Source organism: Roseateles sp., assembly GCF_965262435.1.
Taxonomy (GTDB): Bacteria; Pseudomonadota; Gammaproteobacteria; order Burkholderiales; family Burkholderiaceae_C; genus Paucibacter_A.
The window spans coordinates 2,442,858-2,465,278 of record NZ_OZ253537.1 but is presented as its reverse complement, the minus strand read 5'-3'; the positions used below and the strand labels follow the sequence as shown (position 1 = coordinate 2,465,278).

General features: G+C 64.8%; 20 protein-coding genes and 1 pseudogene. 13 read left to right on the top strand and 8 right to left on the bottom strand.

Features of this window, described 5'->3' with window-relative positions; translation table 11 throughout:
• The first annotated feature begins 461 nt into the window (after positions 1-461).
• From ACQY39_RS10620 to ACQY39_RS10575, 10 genes are all read left to right on the top strand, one after another.
• Positions 462-1,787: an ABC transporter substrate-binding protein gene (locus tag ACQY39_RS10620; protein ID WP_428506013.1), complete on the top strand. Its 1,326-nt coding sequence runs from the start codon at positions 462-464 to the stop codon at positions 1,785-1,787.
• Positions 1,784-2,500, top strand: coding sequence for a response regulator (locus ACQY39_RS10615; RefSeq protein ID WP_263519430.1), 717 nt, complete (start codon positions 1,784-1,786; stop codon positions 2,498-2,500). Before ACQY39_RS10620 ends, ACQY39_RS10615 begins: the two co-directional genes overlap by 4 nt.
• Entirely contained in the window at positions 2,490-4,067 is a 1,578-nt protein-coding gene (locus tag ACQY39_RS10610; RefSeq protein ID WP_428506010.1) for an ATP-binding protein, read from the top strand. The genes ACQY39_RS10615 and ACQY39_RS10610 overlap by 11 nt, the downstream gene beginning before the upstream one ends.
• Positions 4,064-5,629 (top strand): tryptophan halogenase family protein, encoded by a 1,566-nt coding sequence (locus ACQY39_RS10605; protein WP_428506008.1) that lies wholly within the window; start codon positions 4,064-4,066, stop codon positions 5,627-5,629. Before ACQY39_RS10610 ends, ACQY39_RS10605 begins: the two co-directional genes overlap by 4 nt.
• A 313-nt stretch (positions 5,630-5,942) precedes the next feature.
• Positions 5,943-6,455: an N-acetyltransferase family protein gene (locus ACQY39_RS10600; RefSeq protein ID WP_428506006.1), complete on the top strand. Its 513-nt coding sequence runs from the start codon at positions 5,943-5,945 to the stop codon at positions 6,453-6,455.
• Between the two features lie 146 nt (positions 6,456-6,601).
• Positions 6,602-6,991 carry a hypothetical protein gene (locus ACQY39_RS10595; protein ID WP_428506004.1) on the top strand — a complete coding sequence of 130 codons (390 nt, stop codon included), beginning with the start codon at positions 6,602-6,604 and terminating at the stop codon, positions 6,989-6,991.
• A gap of 112 nt (positions 6,992-7,103) precedes the next feature.
• Positions 7,104-7,313 (top strand): hypothetical protein, encoded by a 210-nt coding sequence (locus tag ACQY39_RS10590; protein ID WP_428506002.1) that lies wholly within the window; start codon positions 7,104-7,106, stop codon positions 7,311-7,313.
• Between the two features lie 127 nt (positions 7,314-7,440).
• Positions 7,441-7,881, top strand: coding sequence for a hypothetical protein (locus tag ACQY39_RS10585; protein WP_428506000.1), 441 nt, complete (start codon positions 7,441-7,443; stop codon positions 7,879-7,881).
• Positions 7,882-8,244: 363 nt separating this feature from the next.
• On the top strand, positions 8,245-8,700 hold the full coding sequence (locus ACQY39_RS10580; RefSeq protein ID WP_428505998.1) for an ester cyclase: 456 nt from the start codon (positions 8,245-8,247) through the stop codon (positions 8,698-8,700).
• Between the two features lie 120 nt (positions 8,701-8,820).
• Entirely contained in the window at positions 8,821-9,069 is a 249-nt protein-coding gene (locus ACQY39_RS10575; RefSeq protein ID WP_428505996.1) for a hypothetical protein, read from the top strand.
• A gap of 22 nt (positions 9,070-9,091) precedes the next feature.
• On the opposite strand, the gene ACQY39_RS10570 is transcribed toward ACQY39_RS10575, so the two are convergent.
• Complete coding sequence (locus ACQY39_RS10570) at positions 9,092-9,286, bottom strand: hypothetical protein (RefSeq protein WP_428505994.1); 195 nt, start codon at positions 9,284-9,286, stop codon at positions 9,092-9,094.
• A 163-nt stretch (positions 9,287-9,449) separates the two neighbouring features.
• Here ACQY39_RS10570 and ACQY39_RS10565 point away from each other — a divergent pair, with 163 nt between their 5' ends.
• The 3 genes from ACQY39_RS10565 (at position 9,450) to ACQY39_RS10555 (ending at position 11,289) form a co-directional block, all read left to right on the top strand.
• Complete coding sequence (locus ACQY39_RS10565) at positions 9,450-9,893, top strand: DUF4826 family protein (protein WP_428505992.1); 444 nt, start codon at positions 9,450-9,452, stop codon at positions 9,891-9,893.
• A gap of 166 nt (positions 9,894-10,059) precedes the next feature.
• The gene (locus ACQY39_RS10560; protein ID WP_428505990.1) at positions 10,060-10,389 is read left to right on the top strand and encodes a hypothetical protein; all 330 of its coding nucleotides are present in this window, start codon (positions 10,060-10,062) and stop codon (positions 10,387-10,389) included.
• A 267-nt stretch (positions 10,390-10,656) separates the two neighbouring features.
• Positions 10,657-11,289 carry a LysE family translocator gene (locus ACQY39_RS10555; protein ID WP_428505988.1) on the top strand — a complete coding sequence of 211 codons (633 nt, stop codon included), beginning with the start codon at positions 10,657-10,659 and terminating at the stop codon, positions 11,287-11,289.
• 66 nt (positions 11,290-11,355) lie between these two features.
• Here ACQY39_RS10555 and ACQY39_RS10550 read toward each other — a convergent pair whose 3' ends face one another.
• The 7 genes and pseudogenes from ACQY39_RS10550 to ACQY39_RS10520 all read right to left on the bottom strand — a co-directional run bounded on the left by ACQY39_RS10550 (position 11,356) and on the right by ACQY39_RS10520 (position 21,990).
• On the bottom strand, positions 11,356-12,717 hold the full coding sequence (locus ACQY39_RS10550) for a sugar MFS transporter (RefSeq protein WP_428505986.1): 1,362 nt from the start codon (positions 12,715-12,717) through the stop codon (positions 11,356-11,358).
• Between the two features lie 176 nt (positions 12,718-12,893).
• Positions 12,894-15,518 carry a TonB-dependent receptor gene (locus tag ACQY39_RS10545; RefSeq protein ID WP_428505984.1) on the bottom strand — a complete coding sequence of 875 codons (2,625 nt, stop codon included), beginning with the start codon at positions 15,516-15,518 and terminating at the stop codon, positions 12,894-12,896.
• Positions 15,519-16,428: 910 nt separating this feature from the next.
• A complete protein-coding gene (fahA, locus tag ACQY39_RS10540; protein ID WP_428505982.1) occupies positions 16,429-17,760 on the bottom strand; it encodes a fumarylacetoacetase in 1,332 nt (443 codons plus the stop codon).
• A gap of 38 nt (positions 17,761-17,798) precedes the next feature.
• Entirely contained in the window at positions 17,799-19,088 is a 1,290-nt protein-coding gene (gene hmgA, locus ACQY39_RS10535) for a homogentisate 1,2-dioxygenase (RefSeq protein ID WP_428505980.1), read from the bottom strand.
• Entirely contained in the window at positions 19,085-19,372 is a 288-nt protein-coding gene (locus ACQY39_RS10530; RefSeq protein ID WP_428510778.1) for a DUF2783 domain-containing protein, read from the bottom strand. Before ACQY39_RS10530 ends, hmgA begins: the two co-directional genes overlap by 4 nt.
• Positions 19,349-20,992 (bottom strand): annotated as a pseudogene (locus tag ACQY39_RS10525) (FAD-dependent oxidoreductase); the annotation flags it as partial. The gene ACQY39_RS10530 and the pseudogene ACQY39_RS10525, both read right to left, overlap by 24 nt.
• An 11-nt stretch (positions 20,993-21,003) precedes the next feature.
• The gene (locus ACQY39_RS10520; protein ID WP_428505978.1) at positions 21,004-21,990 is read right to left on the bottom strand and encodes an MBL fold metallo-hydrolase; all 987 of its coding nucleotides are present in this window, start codon (positions 21,988-21,990) and stop codon (positions 21,004-21,006) included.
• Positions 21,991-22,421 lie beyond the last annotated feature (431 nt).

Below are 22,421 nucleotides of genomic sequence, written 5' to 3'. Positions count from 1 at the left end.
CTCGCCTCGGCGCGACCGGCGCGCCTTCGGAGCACGGTCCCGAGTGAGCCTGCACACACGCCCGGCCACACCGCACCGGTCAGCGCGCGCACACCCACCCTGGCCGACATGCTGGCCACGATAGGCGCTCGGCTCACGTAACGCAATCGCACGACGGCAGCCACTGACCCTGGGCGCGGCGTGGCCGCTAAAGACCGGCAGCACCGATGGAATGGGCGCGCCAGTCCAGGCCCACTTTTCCCGCTGATTCCAGCGCTTGTTACCTTACTTAACATGGCGCGCCCAAAGTCCGCGGTGGACACCACCCGGAACGCCGCGAAAGCCCCAATCGCCAAGGCCTGCGGCGCGAGGAACAATTGTCACAACCGCCATCGCGCCGCCCGCCCGTGCCTTACACAAGCTCACCGAAGTCCAACAAAAGCAAGGCCTGCGCCGCGCGCCTGCAGGGCAAGATGCGGCTCATGCTCGCTCTTGTCGCTTCCTTCGCCATGCTGCAGCCGCTGAGCGCCGCGCCCACGGCGCCGGCTGCCAGTGCCTTGCCGGCCAACCAGGACCTGAACGTCCTGCACTGGTGGACCTCGGCCGGCGAGCGGGCCGCAGCGGACCTGGTGGCGGCCCGCATGGCCGAGCAGGGCTTGCGCTGGGTCGACGGCGCCGTGGCCGGCGGCGGCGGCGGTGGCGCCATCAAGGTGCTGAACGAGCGCACCCTGCGCGGCCAAGCGCCGCAGGTCGCCCAGCTCAACGGCCAGGCCCTGCGCGAGTGGGCGGAGCTGGGCCTGCTCTTGCGCCTGGACGGCGTGGCCCAACGCCGCGACTGGCGCAGCACCCTGTTTCCCCAGGTCATGAGCCAGCTCAATGTGCGCGAGCATGTGGTGGCCGCGCCCCTGGGCATCCACCGCATCAACAACCTCTACCTCAACCTGGCCCTGTTCCGCCAGCTCAAGATCGAGCCGCCCAGCGACTGGGCCGGCGTCATGCGTGCGGCCAGCGCCCTGCGTTCGGCCGGCATCACCCCCGTGGGCTTCAGCGATGAGCCCTGGCAGGTGGCCACGGTCTTCGAGGCCATGCTGCTCGGCGAAGCCGGCCCGGCGCTCTACCAGCGCATGGTGGTGCAGCGCGACCTGCAGGCCTTTGACGACCCGGCCCTGGAGCGCAGCTTCAAGCGCCTGCGCGAATGGCGCAATCTGGCCGCGCCGGTCAGTACAGGCAGCGGCAGCAATCAGGTCGGCAACGCCAACCCCGGCGAGCGCCGCTGGACCGAGCTGGTGGCCGACTTTGCCGCCGGCCGCACGGCCATGCTGATCAGCGGCGACTGGGTGCGTGGCGAGCTCGGCGCACTCGGCCAGGAAGGCGGGCGCGACTTCGAATGCAAGGCCGTGCCCGGCACGGCGCAAGCCCATCTCTTCAGCATCGACACCCTGGCCATGCTGGCCGGCGACGGCAGCAAGCAGCCGGCACAAGAGCGCATGGCCGAGTTGCTGGGCAACGCCACGCTGCAGATCAGCTACAACCGCATCAAGGGCTCGGTGCCGGTGCGGCGCGATGTGCCGGTGGACGAGTTGGACCTCTGCGCCCAACGCTCCTACCGATTGTTCGCCAACCCCGGCACGCCGCGCGTGCCCAGCCTGGTGCACCGCATGGCTTTTGATGAGGTCGGCAAGAACGCCTTCATCGAAACCGTGCACCGCTTCGCCCTCGACCCCAACCAGACCCCCGCCGCCGCGCAGCGCCGCCTTCAGGCGCTGTTGCGCGCACTCGGCCCGCGCCCCCCGAAAGCCCTGCCATGACCCGCACCATCCTGCTCGTCGACGACGACCAGAAGATCCGCACCCTGCTCAAGACCTACCTCGAGAAGAACCAGTACGAGGTGCGCCTGGCCCACGACGGCGCCAGCTTCATGGCCGAATTCGAGCGTTTCCGTGACGAGATCAGCCTGTGCATTCTCGACGTCATGCTGCCCGACACCGAGGGCTTCGCCCTGTGCCAGGCGGTGCGCCGCCGCTCCGACGTGCCCGTCATCATGCTGACCGCCAGCGCCGAGGAGACCGACCGCATCGTCGGCCTGGAGCTGGGCGCCGACGACTACATCGGCAAGCCCTTCAACCCGCGCGAGCTGCTGGCCCGCATCAAGGCCATCCACCGCCGCAGCGGCCAGGAGCGCAACCAGACGCCGCGCTACTTCCGCTTCAACGGTTTCACCCTCGATGTGCTGGAGCGCAGCCTGATCGACCCCGAGGGCGCTGCCTCGGCCCTCTCGGGCATGGACTTCCAGCTACTCAAGCTGCTGGTGGAGCACCCCGGCGAGGTGCTGGACCGCAGCCGCCTGGCCGAGGTGACACGCGGCCGCGACCTCGGACCGCTGGACCGCTCGCTCGATGTGCAGGTCAGCCGCCTGCGCCAGCGCCTGCAAGACGACGGCAAGCAGCCGGCCCTGATCAAGACCGTTCGGGGCTCCGGTTATGTTTTTGCCACCACGGTCAACGCCTCGCATGCGCTATGAAGCCGCGGGGCTGAACGACACCCAGAGCTGGCCGCGCCGCAGCGTCGGCTTCTGGTTCGACAGCCTGCAGGGCCGCTTCACCCTGGCCATGCTGGCCGGCCTGCTGATCGTGCAGCTGCTGGTCAATCTGCTCTGGTATCGCCAGGTGGAGCAGCGCACCCGGCGCCAGGCCGAGCTGGCCGCCCACCATGTGGCCAGCGGCGTGCTGGGCGCGTTGCGCGCCCTGCGCGAGCTGCCGGCGCCCTACCGACCGCTGGTGATCGAGCAGCTCCGCACCATGGGCGGCACGCGCTTCCTGGTCTTTCTGAACAAGGGCGAAGTGGCGACGCGAGCCCTGCCCGATCTGCCACTGGCACGCTCGGTGGAAGCCATCGTGCGCCAGGAGATCAGCGCTCAGCTGGCGCCCGGCACGCCCATTCGTGTCGCCCTGGCCTCGCCGCAAGGCCTGAAGGTGGCGCCCAGCGGCGCCCTGCTGGCCGACCTGCCCGACAGCTGGGTCGACCCCTCCCTGCTGGCCAGCGAGCGGCCGGCGCCTTTTTTGGTCATCCAGGTGGAGACAGAACCGGGGCAATGGGTCTACCTCAGCAGCGCCATGCCCGACCCCTATTTTCTGGAGCAGCTGGACTTCTTCACCTGGCAACGCCTGGCCCCACAGCTGCTGACCCTGTGCCTGGCCCTGATCCTGACCGTGATCGCTGCGCGCGCGCTGACCCGCCCGCTGCGCGGCCTGAGCCGGGCCGCGGCCTTGGTCGGCCACCGCACCACGCCGCAGCCGCTGCGCCTGAGCGGCACCTCGGAGGTGCGCCGCGCCATCCAGGCCTTCAACGACATGCAGGAACGCATCCGCCGCTACCTCAGCGACCGGGAGCGCCTGTTCGCCTCCATCTCGCACGATCTGCGCACGCCCATCACACGGCTGCGTCTGCGCAGTGAGCTGCTCGACGACCCCGCCGTGCAGGACGAGTTTCACGAGGACCTGGACGAGCTGGACATGATGGTCAAGACCGCGCTGCAGATCGTCAAGGACACCGACATCCACGAGAACCGCGCGCCCGTGCGCATCGACCTGGTGCTGCAGAAGATGGTGCGCGACGCGCGCATGACCGGCCAGCAAATCGAGCTGAAAGAACTGCCCCTGACCGTCTTCGGCAAGCCCCTGGCCCTCAAGCGCGCGCTCGGCAACTTGCTGGACAACGCCATGTTCTACGGCGCCGGCGCCCAGCAGCACCGCACCGAGCTGGAGATGGCCTCGGGCGAGCCCGGCAGCGCAGAAGAGGGTCAGGTCTTGCTGACCGTGCGCGACCATGGCCCCGGCGTGCCCGAAAGCGCCCTGGCCAAGCTCGGTCAACCCTACACCCGGCTGGACCATGGCTCCAAGCTGCGCGGGGAAGGCCTGGGCCTGGGCCTGTCCATCGTGCGCGACATCGTCGCTGACCACGGCGGCAGCCTGCGCTTTCGCAACCATCCGCAAGGCGGCTTCGAAGTCCGCCTGGCCTTGCCTGGACATGAAGCCGCTGCTCCGCCGCGGCCTAAGCCCTCTCTCCCTTCTACCCCTTCCTCTTCATGAGCACACCCTCGCCCGCTGCAGCGCCCCATTTCATCATCGTCGGCGGCGGCACCGCAGGCTGGATGACGGCCTGCCTGCTGGCGCGCCAGCTGGGCCCGGCCTGCCGCTACACCCTGGTCGAATCGAGCGAGATCGGCACCATCGGCGTGGGCGAAGGCTCAACACCCTATCTGCGCGACTACTTCCGCCAGCTCGGCCTGGAAGAGCGCGACTGGATGCCCGCCTGCCACGCCAGCTACAAAGCCGGCATCCGCTTCCCCGGCTGGTCCACGCAGCCGGGCTACGAAAGCTATGTCCACCCTTTCTTCAACGAAGCCGACCGTCCGCTCGGCCAGGCCTTCATCCAGCAGGCGAACCTGCGCCGCCGCGGCGAGGATGTGGACGCCAACCCGGCAGACTTCTTTCTTGCCGCTGAACTGGCGCGTCAGCGTCGCGCGCCCGTCTACAGCCAGCCCGAGCACAGCCCGGCGACCGACTACGCGTATCACTTCGACTCCGGCCTGCTCGGCGCCTTTCTGAAACGCCATGCGCAGGAGCAACTGGGCCTGCAGCACTGCGTGGACACCGTGGCCGCCGTGGAGCGCCACGCCGAAACCGGCGACATCACGGCACTGCGCTTGCAAGACAGCGGCCAGCGTCTAGAAGGCGACTTCTTCATCGACTGCAGCGGCTTCCGCGGCTTGTTGATCAACGAGATCTTGGGCGAGCCCTTCATCCCCTGGGGCGACCGGCTCTTCAACGACCGCGCCATCGCCATCCCCACGGCGCTGGAGCCCGATCAGGACATCCCGTCCGAGACCACCTCCACCGCCCTGGGCCACGGCTGGGCCTGGCAGATTCCCCTGAGCAGCCGCTACGGCAACGGCTACGTCTACAGCTCTGATTTCATCAGCGACGACGCGGCGGAAGCCGCCCTGCGCGCCCACCTGGGCCCGGCGGCCGAGGGCGCCAACGCCCGGCGACTCAAGATGCGCGTGGGCCGAGTGGCCCGACACTGGCGCCACAACTGCGTAGCCATCGGCTTGTCCCAAGGCTTCATCGAGCCGCTGGAGGCCACGGCGTTGATGCTGATTCAGTTCTCGGTGCAGCACCTGATCGAGGCGCTGCAATCGGGGGGCGGCAGCGGCACGATGGAAGACTTGCGCCAGCGCTACAACGCCGAGATCAACCAGATGTTCGACGGCGTGCTGGAGTATGTGCAGACGCATTACCTGCTCAACACCCGCGAAGACAGCGACTACTGGCGCGCCAACCGGGCGCTCAAGCCCTGCTCCGATCGACTGGCTGAGCTGCTAAGGGCCTGGGACCAGGGTGCCGACTTCGATGCCGCATTGAGCCGGCACGAGGCCGCGCTGATGTATCAACGCCCCTCCTGGTATTGCCTGCTTGCGGGCATGGGGAGGTTCCCGGCGAGCGCGGCCGGCAGCCTGGCCCTGCCGGCACAGACCTTCGCACTCAGCGGCCTGCAGGCCCGAGCTTCTTTGATGGACCAGACCCGAAGGTTCTTCATGCCGCATCGGCAGGCCTTGGCGCGCTTGGGCCAGGGCCTGGCGCGAACCTGATCCTGAAGCCCTGAGCCAGCATGGCCCTGCAACCCATGATGCACGCCGTCGCCGGCAAGCCGACCTAACACCAGGAATTGCTGGCAACATACGCTCCGATTTCTTTTGCACCGGGCCGCAGGCGAACCTCGCCCTGGCAATTTGTAACAGGCCCGCCTTTTTTGCGCGATATTTAATGCTGTATGACTAAACAGTTAGTCGAGTTCACTTCCTAAGAAATTCAAGGGCTTGCGACGCTTCTCCAGACCAATTTTATGCAGCAGGCCTCTGGTTTATTCGTCATGGTCTGTCGCCCGAGAACACGTTAGGCATCATGAACATCGCTCCTGCCACTCGAGAGCACGCGTCCGGCATCGCCAAAGTCCACATCCGCTCTTGGCAAGCGGCCTACGCTGGCATCCTCGACCAAGCGTTCCTGGACCAACTTTCCGTCGAGGATCGGGCGCTTCGGTGGGAGGACATACTCCAGAAGCAAGAGTCCAAGACGCTCGTTGCGCTCCGAAACGACAGCGTCGTCGGCTTCATCAGCTACGGCCACTGGCGCCACGAGCAAGCGTCTCCAGAGCAAGGCGAAATCTGGGCGCTCTACGCCGAGCCGCAATCGTGGAGTCAGGGCGTCGGTCGCGCGCTCATGGCTCAAGCCCTCCTGGAGCTACGTGCCCGTGGCTATGTCGAAGTCTCACTATGGGTCATTGGCCGGAACGAGCGCGGAGTCAGTTTCTACAAGAGCTGTGGGTTCTCGCACGTCGAAGGCAGCGAAAAGCAGTTTGAACTCGGCGGTCGCCAAGTTGAGGAAGTCTGCCTCCGGTTTCGAAATGACGCCTAACCCTTCGCTCGCGTGGACCTCCGCCAGCTGGCCGCGTTATGCTGGCTCTGTATTTTCAGCACCTCGCGGCCAGCTGGCTGCGACCCCTCAGCTTCAACATTGGGCGTCTTTGCTGACATAGCCCGACAACGGGCCTAAGGAACGCGATGGAACTGTTTGCGCAAATTGCTACATGGGTTGGTCTTGGAGTCCTATTGGCGACTGGCGCCTACGGTGCTGCGACATACAACACATCGCGCATATTCAATGAAGGGATCAAGGGCCTTGCTCGTAGTGGTGGAGACATCAGCGCAGATGCAGTCATAGATATATATGCTGGCGCTCGAGAGAAAGCACGATCCGAGTTCACCTCTCGTGATCTCGTGAAGATCGAGAAGATGTACCTCTGGGTCGTTGCATCTATCGCAGCCGAAAGCGACCCGAAGCTACAGGTCCCTGTCGAAAGGCTAAAGGAACTCCAGGTGACAGCAAGCGAACTTCGGACCGAACTCAGAGTTCTTGCATCACCAGTCTCGACAACAAAGATTCGGCGGTAGCCAAATGTTTGCCTCCGAGACCACCCAACCCTTCCGCCGAGCGGACGTGCCCCGGCAAGCCGGGTCACGTCTCTCATGTCAAACGTTGTGCGTCGCTAGATTGGTGACCGAGATGATCGACCGTTTCATTCCGCAGATTGAGAATGCTCAAGCGCAAGGAGCCGTTGTCTTGCTCAAGTGGGACGGGGAAAGGTCGAGGCTTCGTTGCACGGTTGTCATCACGCGCCAAGACACGGACTACCTTTGGCGCAAAGACTGTGACGATGTTGCGGCGGGATTGGCGGAAGCGCTGCACGACTACGAGGCCAAGCATGCTCATTGAATCTGGCAGCCTTTCACGCGCAACGCACAAGCTGTCATTGCAGCGGACCGCCTTCGGCGTCCGCTCACTTTCACGCTCGGCCTCACAATCGAAGCCAATTCCAAACCTCAATCTGAGCTCACAGACCATGAAACGACCCCTGATCTTCCTGGTGCTCGCTGCCGCAGCTGCAGTCGCCCATGCTCAGCCCAGCGTTGATGCCTTTGGAAAATGCTTGGCTGACAACACCTCAGGCAAGGATCGAAAGGACCTGGCTCGTTGGCTGTTCGTCGCCATGGGCGCACACCCCGAAATGAAGGCGATCTCAAGCATCAACCCTTCAGCCCCTGAAGACTCCTCTCGTGTCTCTGGCGCCCTGTTCAACAGGTTGATCATTGAAGCTTGCCCCAAAGAAGCGAAGGCAGCGGTAGACGCTGTCGGGCCTATCGCCTTTCAGTCTGCGTTCTCCGTGCTGGGTCAGTTGGCAATGCAGGAACTCATGACAGACAAGAATATCAATGCGGGCATGGGATTGCTGCAGAAGTACGTTGATAACGCCAAGGTGCAGTCCGTCTTCACCGGCAAGTGAGGCCGAAGACCTCGGTCGAAGCGAGGCCCAAGGGCAAGGCCGCCCGGAGGTGAGTGGGGCGCCGAAGTCAGCTTTTTCTTTTTTTTTGGGGGGGGGGGAAGGCATTGAGCGCGAGCCCGGGGAATATTTACGGCGAAGTTAGATGGCAAGCAACAATACTCGGAACGCGGCTCCTTGCAGCCCGGGTGCTGATCTCATCGAACGCGGGTGGCGGTTCCCTTGGTCGAAGGACGGTGAGGCCACCAGCGCTAGGGGTCTGTATGAAGGCTGAGATGCGGCCTGACAGGTCGGTCCACTCGGTCACCTTGCGGCAAGGCGCCGGTCATCTTTACCTCAGGCATCGAACCATACCCTTCACTGCGCATGAACCAGACCGCTCGAGATCAGATCCTCAGTGCCACGTCCGCGCTCTTTCGCGAGGGCCAACTCGAGGCTGTAGGCAAGTACTTCGCCCCTGACTACGTGGTTCACCTCACGGATCAAGACGTTCGAGGCGGGCCGGCGTTGGTCCGATCCGTTGTCGAGCTGTATCGGAGTGCGTTTTCTGACCTGAGTGTGGAAGTGCTCTTCTTCTTTGAGTCCTCAGACACTGTGGGCTGGCAGAGAACGATGCGCGCAACCCACACAGGGGCCTTCAAGGGGTTCCCTGGGACAGGCCAAGCGATCGTCTGGCGCGAGATGGTCGTCAGTCACTTCTCCGGCTCACTCATTGCAGAGGAGTGGGTTGTCACGGAGCTTGCGGAGCGGCTGCTACTTGCCCGAAAGTCTCGCTCGGGAAAGCTGCTACCCAAACCAAAGCAAGCACGCAGCAATGCCTAACTCATCGCTCAATCAGACACTCAAGCAGACCCACAAGGGCAAACCATCTTCGGGCCTCATTCCATTCTGGCCCTGCGGTGCCCTGCCGTCGCCGGCCAATGAGAAAAAACGTTAGAGCTCATGCGCGCATTTGCATATCCCAAGGGTGAACCGATCAACGAGCAGGGCTTGCTCGAACTGACTGAGTTTTCCATTTCTGCCGATCCGAAAGCCATCCGTGCGTTGGCTGAATTCATGTGGGCCGCCGCTAACAAGATGGAGTGCATGGGCGAGCGCTTCCATCATTCCCATGCGCAGGATGAAGTCGAAGCCTGGGATGAGCGCTGGCCCGATTTGGTGATCTGCGGCGAGGTGAAGGATGAGATCTGAGCTTTTTTTTCGATCGCACCCTTCACGAATAGGGCAAAGTCAACACGGTTTCAAACACATGCATTCGCACGATCCAAAACTCATGACTGCCACACGCCTGTCGTGCTTTTCTGCTGTAGGCGATGGAATGCATGTCGAGCTTGCGGCCGAAGCGGACGGCGAAGTTCTGGTCTCGTTTCGGGAGGACGAAGCACTCGGGCTTCAAGTGGTGCTTCACGGGCGGCCCCAGGATGTCGTTCTCTCGCTTGCGGATCTAAAGCGAGCCATTTCCATGGCGGAGTCAGAGGTCCATCGTGAGTCCTTCTATGACCAGGGAAGCTCTGAGTGTTGAGGGTGCTTGTAGATTTCGGGTTATTGGACAAGTTCGCTAGGAAAAAATCATGCGCGACTACGACGATCCAGAGAATGATGCGCAATGGTGTGCTGAACGCCGCGAGGAAGTGGCAGCGTACCTACAGAGGGAGGGCGTCGTCCACGGCCACATAGGAGCCGCTCCGGCCTGGCATGTTGCGCCGTATGTTTCAGTTTGGGCCGTCGAAAGTCTTGCCACCGCGGACGCAGTCGGCTGGTGGGCAATTTCTGGAGATTTGCCGAACGACTATGTCTCTGCAAGCCATGCGAAAACTCCTCGTGAAGCCGTTGGCGCTATCGCATTGCTTTGGAAGGAGGCGGCTCAGTACATGTCTCGTGGGGAGCCACACCCAACGTTCCGGATTGGCTCAGGTCTACAAGACGCTGAGTTGGCCCCGATGCTCGAATCCAGGGCGGAAACATTGCTTGACTGGGTCAAGGACCCCGAAGTCTGGGAAGAAGGTGCTGCATGACCCAGCTCTCAAGGGGGGCCGCAGCGGCAAGCTTCAAGGTTGTGCACCCAAGCCATCACCCTGACCAGCAAGCATGTCTCGAAGAACGGTCGTTTTTCTAGTCACCTGGCTTGCTGCCGCCGCAGGCGCAGGGGCAGCGCTCTTCCTTCTCCAGCCAACCGGCCCGATGACCTGGGTGCTGTGGCTCGTAGCCGGACCGCCAACATACATCCTCGTCCGTGGCGCAGTCGAACTGATGGTGCAAACGTTCTTCGCAGCACCTGGAATCAAACAAGCGACCAGATACTTCGAGAAGCGCGCGGAAGGAAAGCAAGTTTCCGGGCCGAGAATGCTCTGGTACAGCTTCGCCTTCGCCCTGCTGTTCGTCGTCGCGGTGGCCATCGTCGCCCCGATCTACGGCTACGTCAGCGACCTGCTTGAGCAAGATCGCTGCCTTGATGCTGGAGGCCGTTGGCGCGCGGAGCAACAAGCGTGCGAAAGCGCCGACACCCGCTGATTCGGGTCCGGGAGCGTTGGCGGCACACTGAAGCCAGGCTGTACGCACTTCTCTAGCACTGAGGCATGGCGTGGGGCCAGTTCTCCGAACCCTCTGAGCGCGTCAAGGAATTGGCCCAAGACCCGAGCTCTAGAATTCCAGCCATTCGGGCATATCGTGAGCAGACCCGGCTGGGATTGAAGGTGGCCGTGGACGTCATCGAGGGCCCGCCAAACACAATCGGCCCTGCCCCGTTGCCCAGTCCACGCCTTGCACGAATCCACCCCTATGCTCGCCACCCTCCTGCCGATCGCGCTCTTGCATTGGGCTGTGCTGCTGGTTCCCGGCTTCAACTTCATCCTGATTGGGCAGCTGGCAGCCGGTGACACCCGGTCCAAGGCGCTCGCCGCCGTGGCCGGCATGACCAGCGCCACCCTGGCATGGGCGCTTCTTGCGGTCATGGGGGTCGGCGTCATCTTTGCGGCACACCCGGCACTGCGCCAGGTGGCGCAGCTGGCAGGCGGCCTCTATCTGCTGCAACTGGCTTACAAGCTCTGGGGTTCGCGCCACCAGCCGCGCAGTGAGGGCGAGCGGCTTCTCTCACACGCCGGCGCATGCCGCGCCGGCTTCATGACCAGCATCCTCAACCCCAAGATCGCCCTCTTCTACGGCAGCGTCTTCGCCACGGCCATGCCGGCGCAGCCTTCGCTGATGCTGTCCGCCGCCGCCGTCTTGCTGGTGTTCGCCAACTCGGTGGCCTGGCATACCTCGCTGGCGCTCGCGCTGTCCCAGCCCATGATTCAGCGCGCCTACCTGCGCAATTTCCGGCGCCTCAATCAACTCTCGTCCCTGGTGGTCGGTGCCTTCGGCCTGCGCCTGCTGGTCAGCACCGCGCTGGAGTTCCGCTCGCGGGCCGGCTAGGGCCTGTTGACACGACGCCTGCGGCAAGGCACTTGCGCTGCACGCAGGACTTGCCGCCTGCTTCGCTCAAACCCGCTTCAAGCTCCCCTGCCCCGCGCCCCAGTGGCGCAGCTTGTGACCCACGGTGGCGTAGAACAGGATGATCAGGTAGCAGGGCAGCATGACCCAGTAGGCACTTTGCGGACCACCGGAATCGGCCAAGCGGCCGTAGACCATGGGCAGCAGGGCGCCGCCGGCGATGCCCATGATGAGCAGGGCCGAGCCGCTGGCCGTGTGGCGGCCGAGGTCTTGCAAGGCCAGAGGCCAGACGGCAGGCCAGACCAGGGCATTGGCCAGGCCCAGGGCGGCCAGGCAGAGCACGGTATTGGGCACAGCCGGCACACCGGCCCAGCCGAGCAGAAGCTGCGAGATGCCGCTGTCCTGACTGGAGCTCAGGGCCACGGCCGCAGACAACACGACGCCCAACACGGCCGAGGCCTGCAGCGCGGTCTTCTGCGAAACGAATCGAGGAATCAGGAGCACCCCGGCCAGGTAGCCGATCACCATGGCTGCCATGGTGTAGCTGGTGAGCACGGCGTAGTTCGCCACACCGAGCTGCTGACCGTAAAGACCGATGGTGTCGCCGGCGATCACCTCCACGCCCACATACACGAACAGGCTCAGCGCGCCCAGCACCACCTGGGGAAAGCGGAAGACCTCGCCGATGCGCAGCGGGGCGCTGTCGCCCGCATCATCGAGATCGGGTTCGGCCAGGGACGAAAAATGGATGACGGCCGTGAAGACCAGCAGCACGCCGGCCATGACCAGATAGGGCGTGATCAGGCGCGAGGCCAGCTCGGCGCGGGCCAGCGCGCGCGCAGCGGGCTCCAGCGCGGCCAGGTCGACGGCGGCCTTCTGGTCGAAGCCGGAAAGAATCAAGGCCGAAAAAACCAAAGGCACGACGATGCCCGCGCCCTTGTTGAACAGCCCCATGATGCTGATGCGCATGGCCGCGCTTTCACGCGCGCCGATGCAGACGATGTAGGGGTTGATGGCCGTCTGCATCAGCGTCATGCCCGAGGCCAGGGTGAACAGGGCCAGCAGGAAGAGGCCGTAATGCCCGACCTTGGCCGCCGGAATGAAGAGCAAGGCCCCCAAGGCCATGACGGCCAGGCTCAGCGTCATGCCGCGCTTGTAGCCGCTGCGCGCCAAGATGGCGGCCGAGGGCAGCGCCATCACGGTGTAGGCGATGTAGAAGGCAAAGGTGACCCAGAGCGCCTGGAAGTTGTTGAGCTCGCACACCACCTTAAGGAAGGGGATCAAGGAGCCATTCAACCAAGTGACGAAGCCGAGGATGAAGAACATCAGGCCGATGAAGAGCATGGCCAGGACCACGCTGCTGGCTGTGGCGCCGGCGCGGGAGGCGGATGAGGTCTGCTGCTGGTTCATGAAGGTATCCAAGTGATCACAAGAGGGTGCGGGCGCTTTCGCCCCGCACCAAGCCGCCAGTCAAAAGCCACCAACAGGGTAACGGGCCGCCCTCCCCTGAGGGCGGGAGGCCCGCCGCAGCGGCTCCAGCGTGCATGCCCGCTCGGGCTGGCACGTTCAGGCGCATTCAACGCCCATCAGAACTTGGCGCGCAGGCCGATGCCGAAGCGGCGGCCGTTCTCGTAGATGCCCAGCGGCAGGCCATCGGTGGTGTTGCTGCGCACCAGCTCGTTGCCCAGGTTGACGGCCGAAGCGAACAGCGAGACCTTGGGCGTGATGTCCCATCCGGCAGAAGCATCCCATTGACCGTAAGCGCTGTTAACGACTTGGCCGCCCATGGTCATGCCGCCGTAGGACTTAGAGCGGTAGTTGTAGGACACACGGGCGCTGATGCCGTCACGCTCGTAGTACACGCTGGCGTTGTACTGATCTCGCGAATTGCCCACCACCTGCAGGCGCGGCTGGCCGGCCACGGCGCCCGCTTTCGCATCGGTGAAGGTGTAGTTGGCCGTGGCACCGAAGCCGCTGCGGCCGAAGGCCTGTTGCCACTGCAACTCGAAGCCCTTGATGTTGGCGCCGTTGTCGGCATTCAAGGGGCGCGACACATTGAGCAGCTCGCCGTTGATGGTTTCCTGCTTGGTGTCGGTGTAGTTGAAGGTGTCCAGCTTCTTGATGAAGACGGTGCCGGACAGCAGCGAGCCTTCCTCGAAGTACCACTCGGCACCCAGCTCCGCCTGATTGGAATGGATGGGCTTGAGCAGCGGGTTGCCGGCCTTGGCCTTGGTCAGCACGGTGCCGTCGCGGGTCAGGCCCGGGTTGAGCACGTCGAAGGTTTGGCGGGCCATGGCCTTGGAGATGGCGCCACGCAGGATCAGGTCCTTCTGCAGCGAGTAGGCAACGTTCAGGCTGGGCAATGTGTCGGTGTAGTTGTTGTCCTGGCTGATGGGCTTGAAGGTCTTGTCGGCCGCCTGGGCAAAGCCATTCGAGGTCTGCTGTGTCTTGACGAAGCGAAGGCCAAAATCACCGCGCCACTTGCCGCTGGAGAAGTCTGCCTTGACATAGGCGGCCGAGATCTTTTCCTTGATCTTGTAGTGCTCGTTCAGCACGTCGGCATAGGTCATGTTCTTGTCGAACATAGGGGTGGCCTTGCTGGCCACAAGTGCATCATCAAACCACAGGTATTGGGTCAGGGCACCCGGTGACGCAGCGGCTTGGCTCAGCAGCGGCGAGGGGCCGGTAGAAAGATCGCCCAGGGTCAGGTTTTGCCAGCTGGCGGCAGCGCCGTTGGCCGTGCCCTGGCTGCGGAAGTTCTGCTGCGTGCTGTCGCGGTGCTTGCCGCCAAACTTGACGGTGGTGATGAAACCGTTGTCCACGTCCAGGGTCACGTCGCCCTGCAGGTAGTTTTCCTTGCTCTCCATGCGGCGCACGCGGTCGCTGGTGCCGCCTCCAGGCTTGAGAACCAGGCCCTTGTAGCTCAGCGGGTCCATGTCGTACTTGACGCCGTACTTGTCCAGGCCCATATCGATGGTGGCCGTGGCATTGCCTTCCATCCAGAAATGGCGGTCATGGCGGCTGCCGCCTTCGGACGAAGTCGTGCCTGCCTGGCCGTGGAAGGTCCAGCGATCGCTGCGGAAGGTGCCGTCCAGATCGAGCACCTTGGCCTTCACATAGGACTCGCGGTAGATAGGCTCGAAGGACACATTGGTCGGGCCGATCGAGCCGCCCACCAGGGCCTTGCTGCCGTCCGAGGTGGTGATGAAGCTCGGGTTCTGAACCTTGATGACGCCATCCACCGCCTGACCGCTGGCCTGCCAGAGGTAGTTTTGGTTGCTGTTGTCCATCTTCATGTCCGAATTCATGTAATTCAGGACGATGTCGGTCTGCTGGTTGGGCTGGAACTGCAGGGCCAGGTTGCCCGTGGTGCGATCGCGGTCCTGGCGGAAGATGGCCGAGCCGCCGCCCCAGGCGGCATAGGCATTGGTCTTGGCAGCACCCGTGGGCACGTTGTTCTTGTCGACCGGCAGCACATCGTATTTGCCGTCGTCGAACATCTCCAGGCCGTCGCGACGCATGGTGCGCGTTTGCTTGCTCAGGGCCAGCATGACACCGATGGTCTTGTCCGCGCTCTTCCAGTTCAAGAGGCCCGAGAGCTGCGGGTCGGTCTTGCCAGGCAGTTGGCTGTAGATGGCCTCGGCCGAGGCCTGCAGGGTAAGCGGGTCCTTGAAGGCCAGGGGCTTGCGGGTCTTGACGATGACCAGACCGCCGATGCTGCCCTCATCCAGATCGGCTGAAGGGCTCTTGTAGACATCAAGACTACCGACGATTTCAGACGGCAACACGTCGTAGTTGAAGCTGCGGGTCTGCGCTTCGTTCAGCCACCATTCCGAGCTCGCCACGGCCTGGCCGTTGAGCTGGGTCATGTTGAGGTTCTTGTCGGTGCCGCGCACGAAGATGGCCTTGCCCTCGCCCCAGCTGCGGTCCACCGAGATGCCGGGCACGCGCTGCAGAGAGTCGGCCACGTTCTTGTCGGGGAACTTGCCCACATCCTCGGCCGAGATCGAATCGACGATGCTGGAGTTCTCACGCTTCTCAAGGAGGTTCTTGTTCAGCGTGGCGCGAATGCCGCGGATCTCCACCTTGTCGAGTTCATTGGTCTTGGCCGGCTCGTCGGCCGCATGGGCGGCTTGCAAGGCAAGCGTGCCAATCACGGCGCTGATCAGTTGGGGCAGCAGTTTCTTCTGGAACGACAGGGGCTGGTTCATGGAACAGGTCTCCGAGAGTTTTTTGCGTCTTGCTTGATGAGGGGTCCGCTGCCACAGCTCAGGCAGCAAGCCGGGCAGGCCCAGGCTTCGACCTCGGCAATTTAACGGCCGGCAGCGGCGCCAGATCAGCACGTTGCGTTTTGCAGGACTTCATTGCATCGGTCTTACAAAGCAGGGGTTGGTGCAAGACAAAAGCGCGGGGATACCCGGGGTTTGAAGGGCGGGAAGCGGCACAAAGCGGAACCTCGATGGCAGGGTGTTCGCGCTGCGGTGGCTCGGCCCGCCGCCGTGCTCATGGTGCCCGGGTCGGCTCTGCAAGCCGACTGCCCTCGCTGCTCACTGCGCGGCTCAGCGGCGCCAAACTCCCTCCGTTCGCTGCGCTCACTGTGGTCAAACAGGTGGCGCCGAGTCAGTGCTTGAAACGCGCGGGTACACGCGCCTGAGCCGCTTCGCTGCGCTCTCGGCCGCGCACAAATCGCTCGTCGTCGGGCCGAGCCACCTCCGAATGTGGCGTGTTCCACCGTCGAGGGGCACATCGACCGCGATGCAAGCGCCCTGCAGTTCGGGTCGCCGTTGGGCGATTTGTGAAGGGCTGAGCAGCGCAGGGCATCGGGGCGCGCGCGTACCCGCGCGCTTCAAGCACTGACTTGGCGCGTCTGTTTGAACGGAACGAACGCAGTGAGTGAAGAGAGTTATGCGCCAGCCCCGAGGCGCGAGCAGCGCAAGGCAGTCGGCCCGCCAGGGCCGACCCCGGAACCATGAGCCCGGCGGCGGCTCGGACTGCAGGGCCTCACGAGGGAGAGCAAGAAGGCTGCTTTGTGCCGAAACCGGCAAGCCAAACCATGAACTTCCCGCATGCAAAAAAGGGCGGCGCCTCGCGACACCGCCCTCCCCGCCTGTGCAAAAAGGCTCAGAGCTGCGGCGCGGGCAGGATGGTGGCGCTGCAGTCCCCGAAGCCGATGCGCCGGGCGCCGCCGGCCAGGCTGCTGGTCTCGGCATAGCCGCGCAGGCTGATGGTGTCGCCGTCCTGCAAGAAGGTGCGCGTCTCGCCATTAGGCAGGGTCAGGGCTTGCTTGCCGCCCAGCGACAGCTCCAACAGCGAGCCGCCTTCAGCCGCCTCGGGGCCGGACTGGGTGCCCGTGCCCATCAAGTCGCCCGGCTGCAGATTGCAGCCATTGCTGGCGTGGTGGGTCAGCATCTGAGCCAGGGTCCAGTAGGCGTGCTTGAAGTTGGAGCGCATGAGACGTGTGGCCGGCTCGCCGGCGGCACGCATCTTCTCGGTTTGGATCCAAACTTCGAGTTCGATCGCATAGCCGCCTTCCGCACGGTTGCGGGGCGAATCGATGTAGGCCAAGGGCTGGGGATCTTCGGCCGGGTGCGAGAACGGCACGCGGAAGGGCTCCAGCGCTTCCATCGTCACGATCCAGGGCGAGATGGTGGTGGCGAAGTTCTTGGCCAGGAAGGGGCCGAGCGGCTGGTACTCCCAGGCCTGCACATCGCGGGCCGACCAGTCGTTGAGCAGGGTCACGCCGAACAGGTGCTCGTCGGCCTGCTCCATCGGGATGGGGGTGCCCAGCTCATTGCCGCTGGCCACGAAGACGCCCAGCTCCAGCTCATAGTCCAGGCGCTTGCAAGCGGCCAGCACCGGCACCTCGGCGTCGGGCGCTTTCAGTTGGCCCAGCGGGCGGCGCACCGTGCCGCCGCTCACGCCGATGGACGAGCTGCGGCCGTGGTAGCCGATCGGCACCCACTTGTAATTGGGCAGCAGCGGGTTGTCCGGACGGAACAGCTTGCCCACCGTGGTGGCGTGGTGGATGCCGGTGTAGAAATCGGTGTAGTCGCCGATGCGGCAAGGCACGGCCATCTGAGCCTCGGCCTGGACCAGCAGGCAGGAGCGCAGAGCGGCCTCTTGCTTGGAGCCGGCCAACAGCGCATCGAACAAGGCCTGGCGCAGTTCCAGGCGCGCCGCCGAGGGCTGGCCCATGAAGGCGTTCAGATTGCCATCGGCCAGGGGCTGCAGCAGCACCTGCACGCTGCTGCTCCATTTGCCGGCAGCGGCGGCCAAGCGCAGATCGAGGATCTGCTCGCCAATGGCCACGCCGACGCGGGCGCTCTCATTGCTGCCGGCGCGGCGGAACAGACCATAGGGCAGGTTTTGGATGGGGAAGTCGGTGTCGGCCGCGTTGGCGCTGTCCACCCAGGACTGGGCGCTGGGGCTGTGGGTGTGGTCGATCAAGCTCATGGGGTTCTCAAACTGTCGGTCAAACTGCAAATATCGGTTCAGGCGCTGAAGCGGTCTTGCAAGCCGCTCCAGCACTGGGAATAACTGGTTTCCAGCGCGCCACCGTTCATGGCGAACTCGGTCGGCAGCAAGCGCCAGCGGGTCTCGAACATGAAGGCCAAGGTGTGGTCCAGCTTGTGCGGCGCCAGGTCCACACTGCTGGCCTTGGCAAAAGCTTCGGTGTCCGGGCCATGCGGCACATAGGCATTGTGCAGGCTGGAGCCGCCGGGCTTGAAGCCCTCGGGCTTGGCGTCGTACTGGCCCAGCACCAGGCCCATGAACTCGCTCATCACATTGCGGTGGTACCAGGGCGGGCGGAAGGTGTCCTCGGCCACCATCCAGCGCGGCGGGAAGATCACGAAGTCCACATTGGCCCAGCCGGCGGTGTCGCTGGGCGAGGTCAGCACGGTGAAGATGCTCGGATCCGGGTGGTCGAAGCTGATCGAGCCGATGGTCATGAAATGCGCGGTGTCGTACTTGTAGGGCGTCAGATTGCCGTGCCAGGCCACCACATTGAAGGGCGTGTGCCCCTGCTCGGCGCGCCAGAGCTTGCCGCCAAACTTCTTGATGATCTCGTAGGCGCCGGCCTCGGTTTCGAAATGCGCCACCGGGGCCAGGAAGTCGCGCGGATTGGCCAGGCCGTTGGAGCCGATCGGGCCCAGCTCAGGCAGGCGGAAGGGCGCGCCGTAGTTCTCGCAGATGTAGCCGCGCGAGGGGCCGTCCACCGCCACCTTGAAGGCCAGGCCTCGCGGGATCAGCGCAATCTCGCCCGGCTTCACATCCAAGCGACCGAGCTCGGTGGTGATGCGCAGGGCACCCTGCTGCGGCACGATCAGCAGCTCACCGTCGGCGTTGACGAAGGCGCTGCGCTCCATCGAGGCGTTGGCCAGGTAGAGATGGGCAGCCATGCCCGCTTGCGCGTCGGGGTCGCCGTTGACGACCAGGGTGCGCAGGCCGGCGACGAAATCGGTGCGAGCCTCGGGGATGGCGGTCGGTGCCCAGCGCAGCGGGTCCGGCGGAGCGGCCTGGCCCTCGGCCGCACCGGTCTTGAGGAAGGCATGGATCAGGGGCTGATAACTACCCACCACGACGGAGGGCTGACGGCGGTACATCCAGGTGCGCAGGTTCTCGGCACGCGGCGCGGTGAAGGCCGCCCCCGAGAGCAGCTCGGCGTAGAGGCCATGGGCCACTTGCTGCGGGCTGTTGCGGCCCACGGGCAGGCTGCCGGCCACGGCCTCGGTGACATGCTGGTTGCCGAAACCGGCTTGGTAGTTCAGGGCTTCACTCATGGTGCAGATTCGTTGGAAGTCAAAGTCGATGTTTCAGGTTCGCGGGCCAGGTCGATCGCCTCGCGCAGCAAGGCGCTGTCGCCGATCTGGTTGGCCAGGATCAGACTCAGCTTGGCCAGAAAGCGCTGGGCCTGGCCCTCGTCCAGATCGCTCTGAGCGGCGATCAGGTGTTCGTAAAAACCGTCGGGGTCTTGCAGATTGGGTTCGCGTTTCAGAGCAGCGCTCGCGGGGGCAACTGCGGGCGCGGTCGAGGCCGCCGGGCTGCGCGCCAGGGCGCGGTCCAAGGCCTGCGCCACAGCCGCCGCGTCGAAGGCGCGCCAGCGTGCCGCCACCACCTGGTCAGGGCGGATCAGGTAGACGGTGCCGGGTCGGGCGTTCAATCGGGCGGCCAGCAGGCCATCAGCGTCAATCAAGTCTTCGCCCACCACGAGCGCATGACACTCAGCCGGCACCACTGTCGCGGCCACCGCGCCGAAGCTCAAGAGCACAAAGCCTGCCGCCGCACGGTGCAGTTCGCGCAGCAGCCAGCTGGCCTGGCCGGCGCGGTTCACCGGCGCATCGGGCACGGGCTGACCCGGTGCCGGGCCGGCCTCGAATGCACCTGGTACATCGGCCGTGTTCAGCGGCGAATCGCGGTAGGCCGTGGGCATGGAAAGCCGGCCGCTGTTGACCAAAGGCCGGGCCAGCGGTTCGCGCCGAGCCAGCTCCAGCACGGCATTGCGCAGCTGCAGCGAGGTGGCGGTCTTGGGGGTGATGAAATCGGTCGAGCGGGTGGACTGGCGCAGGTTGTCGTCAGCAGCGGCGGCGCGCTCGAGGTGGTAACTGTCCAGCAGGGCGTCGGGCGCGCGGCCCTGCAGCACGGCGGCCAGCTTCCAGGCCAGGTTGTCGGCGTCCTGCACGCCGCTGTTGGCACCGCGTGCGCCAAAGGGTGAAACCTGGTGCGCTGCATCGCCGGCGAAGAGCACGCGGCCATGGCGGAAGCGGTCGATGCGGCGGCAGGCGAACTGGTAAACCGAGACCCACTCCAGTTCGAACGGCACCTCCGGGCCCAGCATGGCGCGCACCAGGCGCTGCACGTTCTCGGGCTGGCGTGCCTGCTCGGGGTCGGCATGCCAGCCGAGCTGGAAATCGATGCGCCAGATATTGCGGCTCTGCCGATGCAGCAGCACCGATTGGCCGGGGTGGAATGGTGGGTCGAACCAGAAACGTCGCTCGGTCGGGAAGCCCAGCGCCTCGGGGATGTGCACATCGGCGATCAGGAAGCGGTCCTGGAAGGCCTTGCCGCTGAACTCCGCGCCCACCATGCGGCGGACATCGCTGCTGGCGCCGTCACAAGCCAGCAGCCAATCGGCAAGCAGCTCGAACTCTTCGCCTTCGGGGGATTCGATGCGCAAGCGCCGCGGGCCGCCCTCCTCGCTGGCGTCGTCGGCGAACGCCAGCAGCTTGTGCTTCCAGCGCAGATCGATCAGCGGCTCGGCCATGCAGGCGGCCACCAGTCGCTCTTCCAGGTGGTACTGCTGCAGATTGATCATGGCCGGTTGCTCGTGGCCGGCCTGGGGCAGCAGGTCGAACTCGTAAGCCAGCCCCTCGCCATGGAAGACCCGGCCCAGACGCCAGCTCACACCCTGCGCCACCAGATCCTGCGCCACACCGAGGCGCGACCAGATCTCCAGCGTGCGCTTGGCATAGCAGACCGCACGCGAGCCGATGCTGACGCTGTTGTTGTCGTCCAGCAGCACGACGGCCAGCCCACGCGACGCGCAATCGAGCGCCAAGCTCAGCCCGACCGGCCCGGCACCGACGATCACCACCGGGCAGCGTACCGCCTCGCCGGTGGCGCGCCAATGCAACTGGTCGGCGCTGATGCGCGCCTCGTACTGCGGGTAGACGTAGGGATCGCGCATGGGCTTGAGCCTCAGACGCCTTCCAGCGCCTTCCACATGGCCACATCGCGTTCGGCCGTCCAGATGCGCGGGTCGGCGTGGCCGCTGGCCTCATCAAACGCCCGGGTCACATCGAAGGGCATGCAATGGGCAAAGATCACCCAGTGGCCATAACGCTCAGCCAAGCGGGCATAGGTCTCGCGGTAGACCGCGTTGAGGTCCAGGCCCGCGGCGGCGCCGGCCTTGACGCTCTCGTAGAGCTCGCTGACAAAGGCGCGGGTGCCGTTCAGGGCGGCCTGCACCTGCTCGGGCGTTTGCAGCGCGGCGCCGCGGCCCGGCACCAGCTTGGCCGGGTTGAGCGCGGCCAGGCGGTCGAGGGTGGCGGGCCAATCCTGGAAGTAAGCGTCGCCGGCATAGGGCGTGGCATCGAACTCGACCAGATCGCCCGAGAACAGCACCCGGTCCTGCGGCAGCCAGACCACCGTGTCGCCCTTGGTGTGGCCACGGCCCAGCTGCAGGATCTGCACTTCCAGCGTGCCCAGCCAGAGCGTCATCTTGCCGGTGAAGGTCAGGGTCGGCCAGGTCAGGCCCGGCGGCACCGATTCCACGGCATTGAAGAGGCGCGGAAAGCGGCCGATCTCGCTGGCCTTGTCCTGCTCGCCGCGCTCGACGATGAGGTCGTAGGTGTCCTGGCTGGCAATGACCTGCTCGCAGCCCTCGGCCCGGTAGGCGCTGGCGCCGAGCACCCGAACTGCGTGGTAGTGGCTGAGCAGCACGTACTTGATGGGCTTGTCCGTCACTTCGCGGATGCGGCGGATCACGTCTTGCGCCATCACCGGCGTGGCCTGGGTGTCGATCACCATGACCGCGTCATCGCCGATGACGATGCCGGTGTTCGGGTCGCCCTCGGCCGTGTAGGCGTACGCATGCGGCGACAGCTGGTCAAAGCTGACCTTCTTGACCTCCAGATCGGCTTGCGAAGCAAAGGTCTTGGGGCTCGTCGGGGTCGGGTTGCTCATGGCAAAGCTCTCGGTGAGGGGCGATCGCGGGCGCCGGAACAGCACAAAGCGGCAGGGCCCGATTTAACCAAAGTCAAATGAGTTTGTCTATATTTAACAAATTCGTCCAACACGAATACCGCGAAATGGTCGGCTGGAATCGGCACAAAGCGGAACCTCGATGGCCTGGTTTCTTCGCTGCGGTGGCTCGGCCCGCCGCCGTGCTCATGGTGCCCGGGTCGGCTCTTCGAGCCGACTCCCCTCGTTGCTCACTGCACGGCTCAGCGGCGCCAAACTCCCTCCGTTCGCTGCGCTCACTGTGGTCAAACAGTGGCGCCGAGTCAGTGCTTGAAGCGCGCGAGTACGCGCGCCTGAGCCGCTCCGCTGCGCTCTCGGCCGCGCACAAATCGCCCGCCGTCGGGCCGAACCACCTCCGAATGTGGCGTATTCCA

Coding starts and splice junctions, on each gene's coding strand:
- ACQY39_RS10620 (WP_428506013.1), top strand. CDS start 462: ATGCTCGCTCTTGTCGCTTCCTTCGCCATGCTGCAGCCGCTGAGCGCC.
- ACQY39_RS10615 (WP_263519430.1), top strand. CDS start 1,784: ATGACCCGCACCATCCTGCTCGTCGACGACGACCAGAAGATCCGCACC.
- ACQY39_RS10610 (WP_428506010.1), top strand. CDS start 2,490: ATGCGCTATGAAGCCGCGGGGCTGAACGACACCCAGAGCTGGCCGCGC.
- ACQY39_RS10605 (WP_428506008.1), top strand. CDS start 4,064: ATGAGCACACCCTCGCCCGCTGCAGCGCCCCATTTCATCATCGTCGGC.
- ACQY39_RS10600 (WP_428506006.1), top strand. CDS start 5,943: ATGAACATCGCTCCTGCCACTCGAGAGCACGCGTCCGGCATCGCCAAA.
- ACQY39_RS10595 (WP_428506004.1), top strand. CDS start 6,602: ATGGAACTGTTTGCGCAAATTGCTACATGGGTTGGTCTTGGAGTCCTA.
- ACQY39_RS10590 (WP_428506002.1), top strand. CDS start 7,104: ATGATCGACCGTTTCATTCCGCAGATTGAGAATGCTCAAGCGCAAGGA.
- ACQY39_RS10585 (WP_428506000.1), top strand. CDS start 7,441: ATGAAACGACCCCTGATCTTCCTGGTGCTCGCTGCCGCAGCTGCAGTC.
- ACQY39_RS10580 (WP_428505998.1), top strand. CDS start 8,245: ATGAACCAGACCGCTCGAGATCAGATCCTCAGTGCCACGTCCGCGCTC.
- ACQY39_RS10575 (WP_428505996.1), top strand. CDS start 8,821: ATGCGCGCATTTGCATATCCCAAGGGTGAACCGATCAACGAGCAGGGC.
- ACQY39_RS10565 (WP_428505992.1), top strand. CDS start 9,450: ATGCGCGACTACGACGATCCAGAGAATGATGCGCAATGGTGTGCTGAA.
- ACQY39_RS10560 (WP_428505990.1), top strand. CDS start 10,060: ATGACCTGGGTGCTGTGGCTCGTAGCCGGACCGCCAACATACATCCTC.
- ACQY39_RS10555 (WP_428505988.1), top strand. CDS start 10,657: ATGCTCGCCACCCTCCTGCCGATCGCGCTCTTGCATTGGGCTGTGCTG.
- ACQY39_RS10550 (WP_428505986.1), bottom strand. CDS start 12,717: ATGAACCAGCAGCAGACCTCATCCGCCTCCCGCGCCGGCGCCACAGCC.
- ACQY39_RS10545 (WP_428505984.1), bottom strand. CDS start 15,518: ATGAACCAGCCCCTGTCGTTCCAGAAGAAACTGCTGCCCCAACTGATC.
- fahA (WP_428505982.1), bottom strand. CDS start 17,760: ATGAGCTTGATCGACCACACCCACAGCCCCAGCGCCCAGTCCTGGGTG.
- hmgA (WP_428505980.1), bottom strand. CDS start 19,088: ATGAGTGAAGCCCTGAACTACCAAGCCGGTTTCGGCAACCAGCATGTC.
- ACQY39_RS10520 (WP_428505978.1), bottom strand. CDS start 21,990: ATGAGCAACCCGACCCCGACGAGCCCCAAGACCTTTGCTTCGCAAGCC.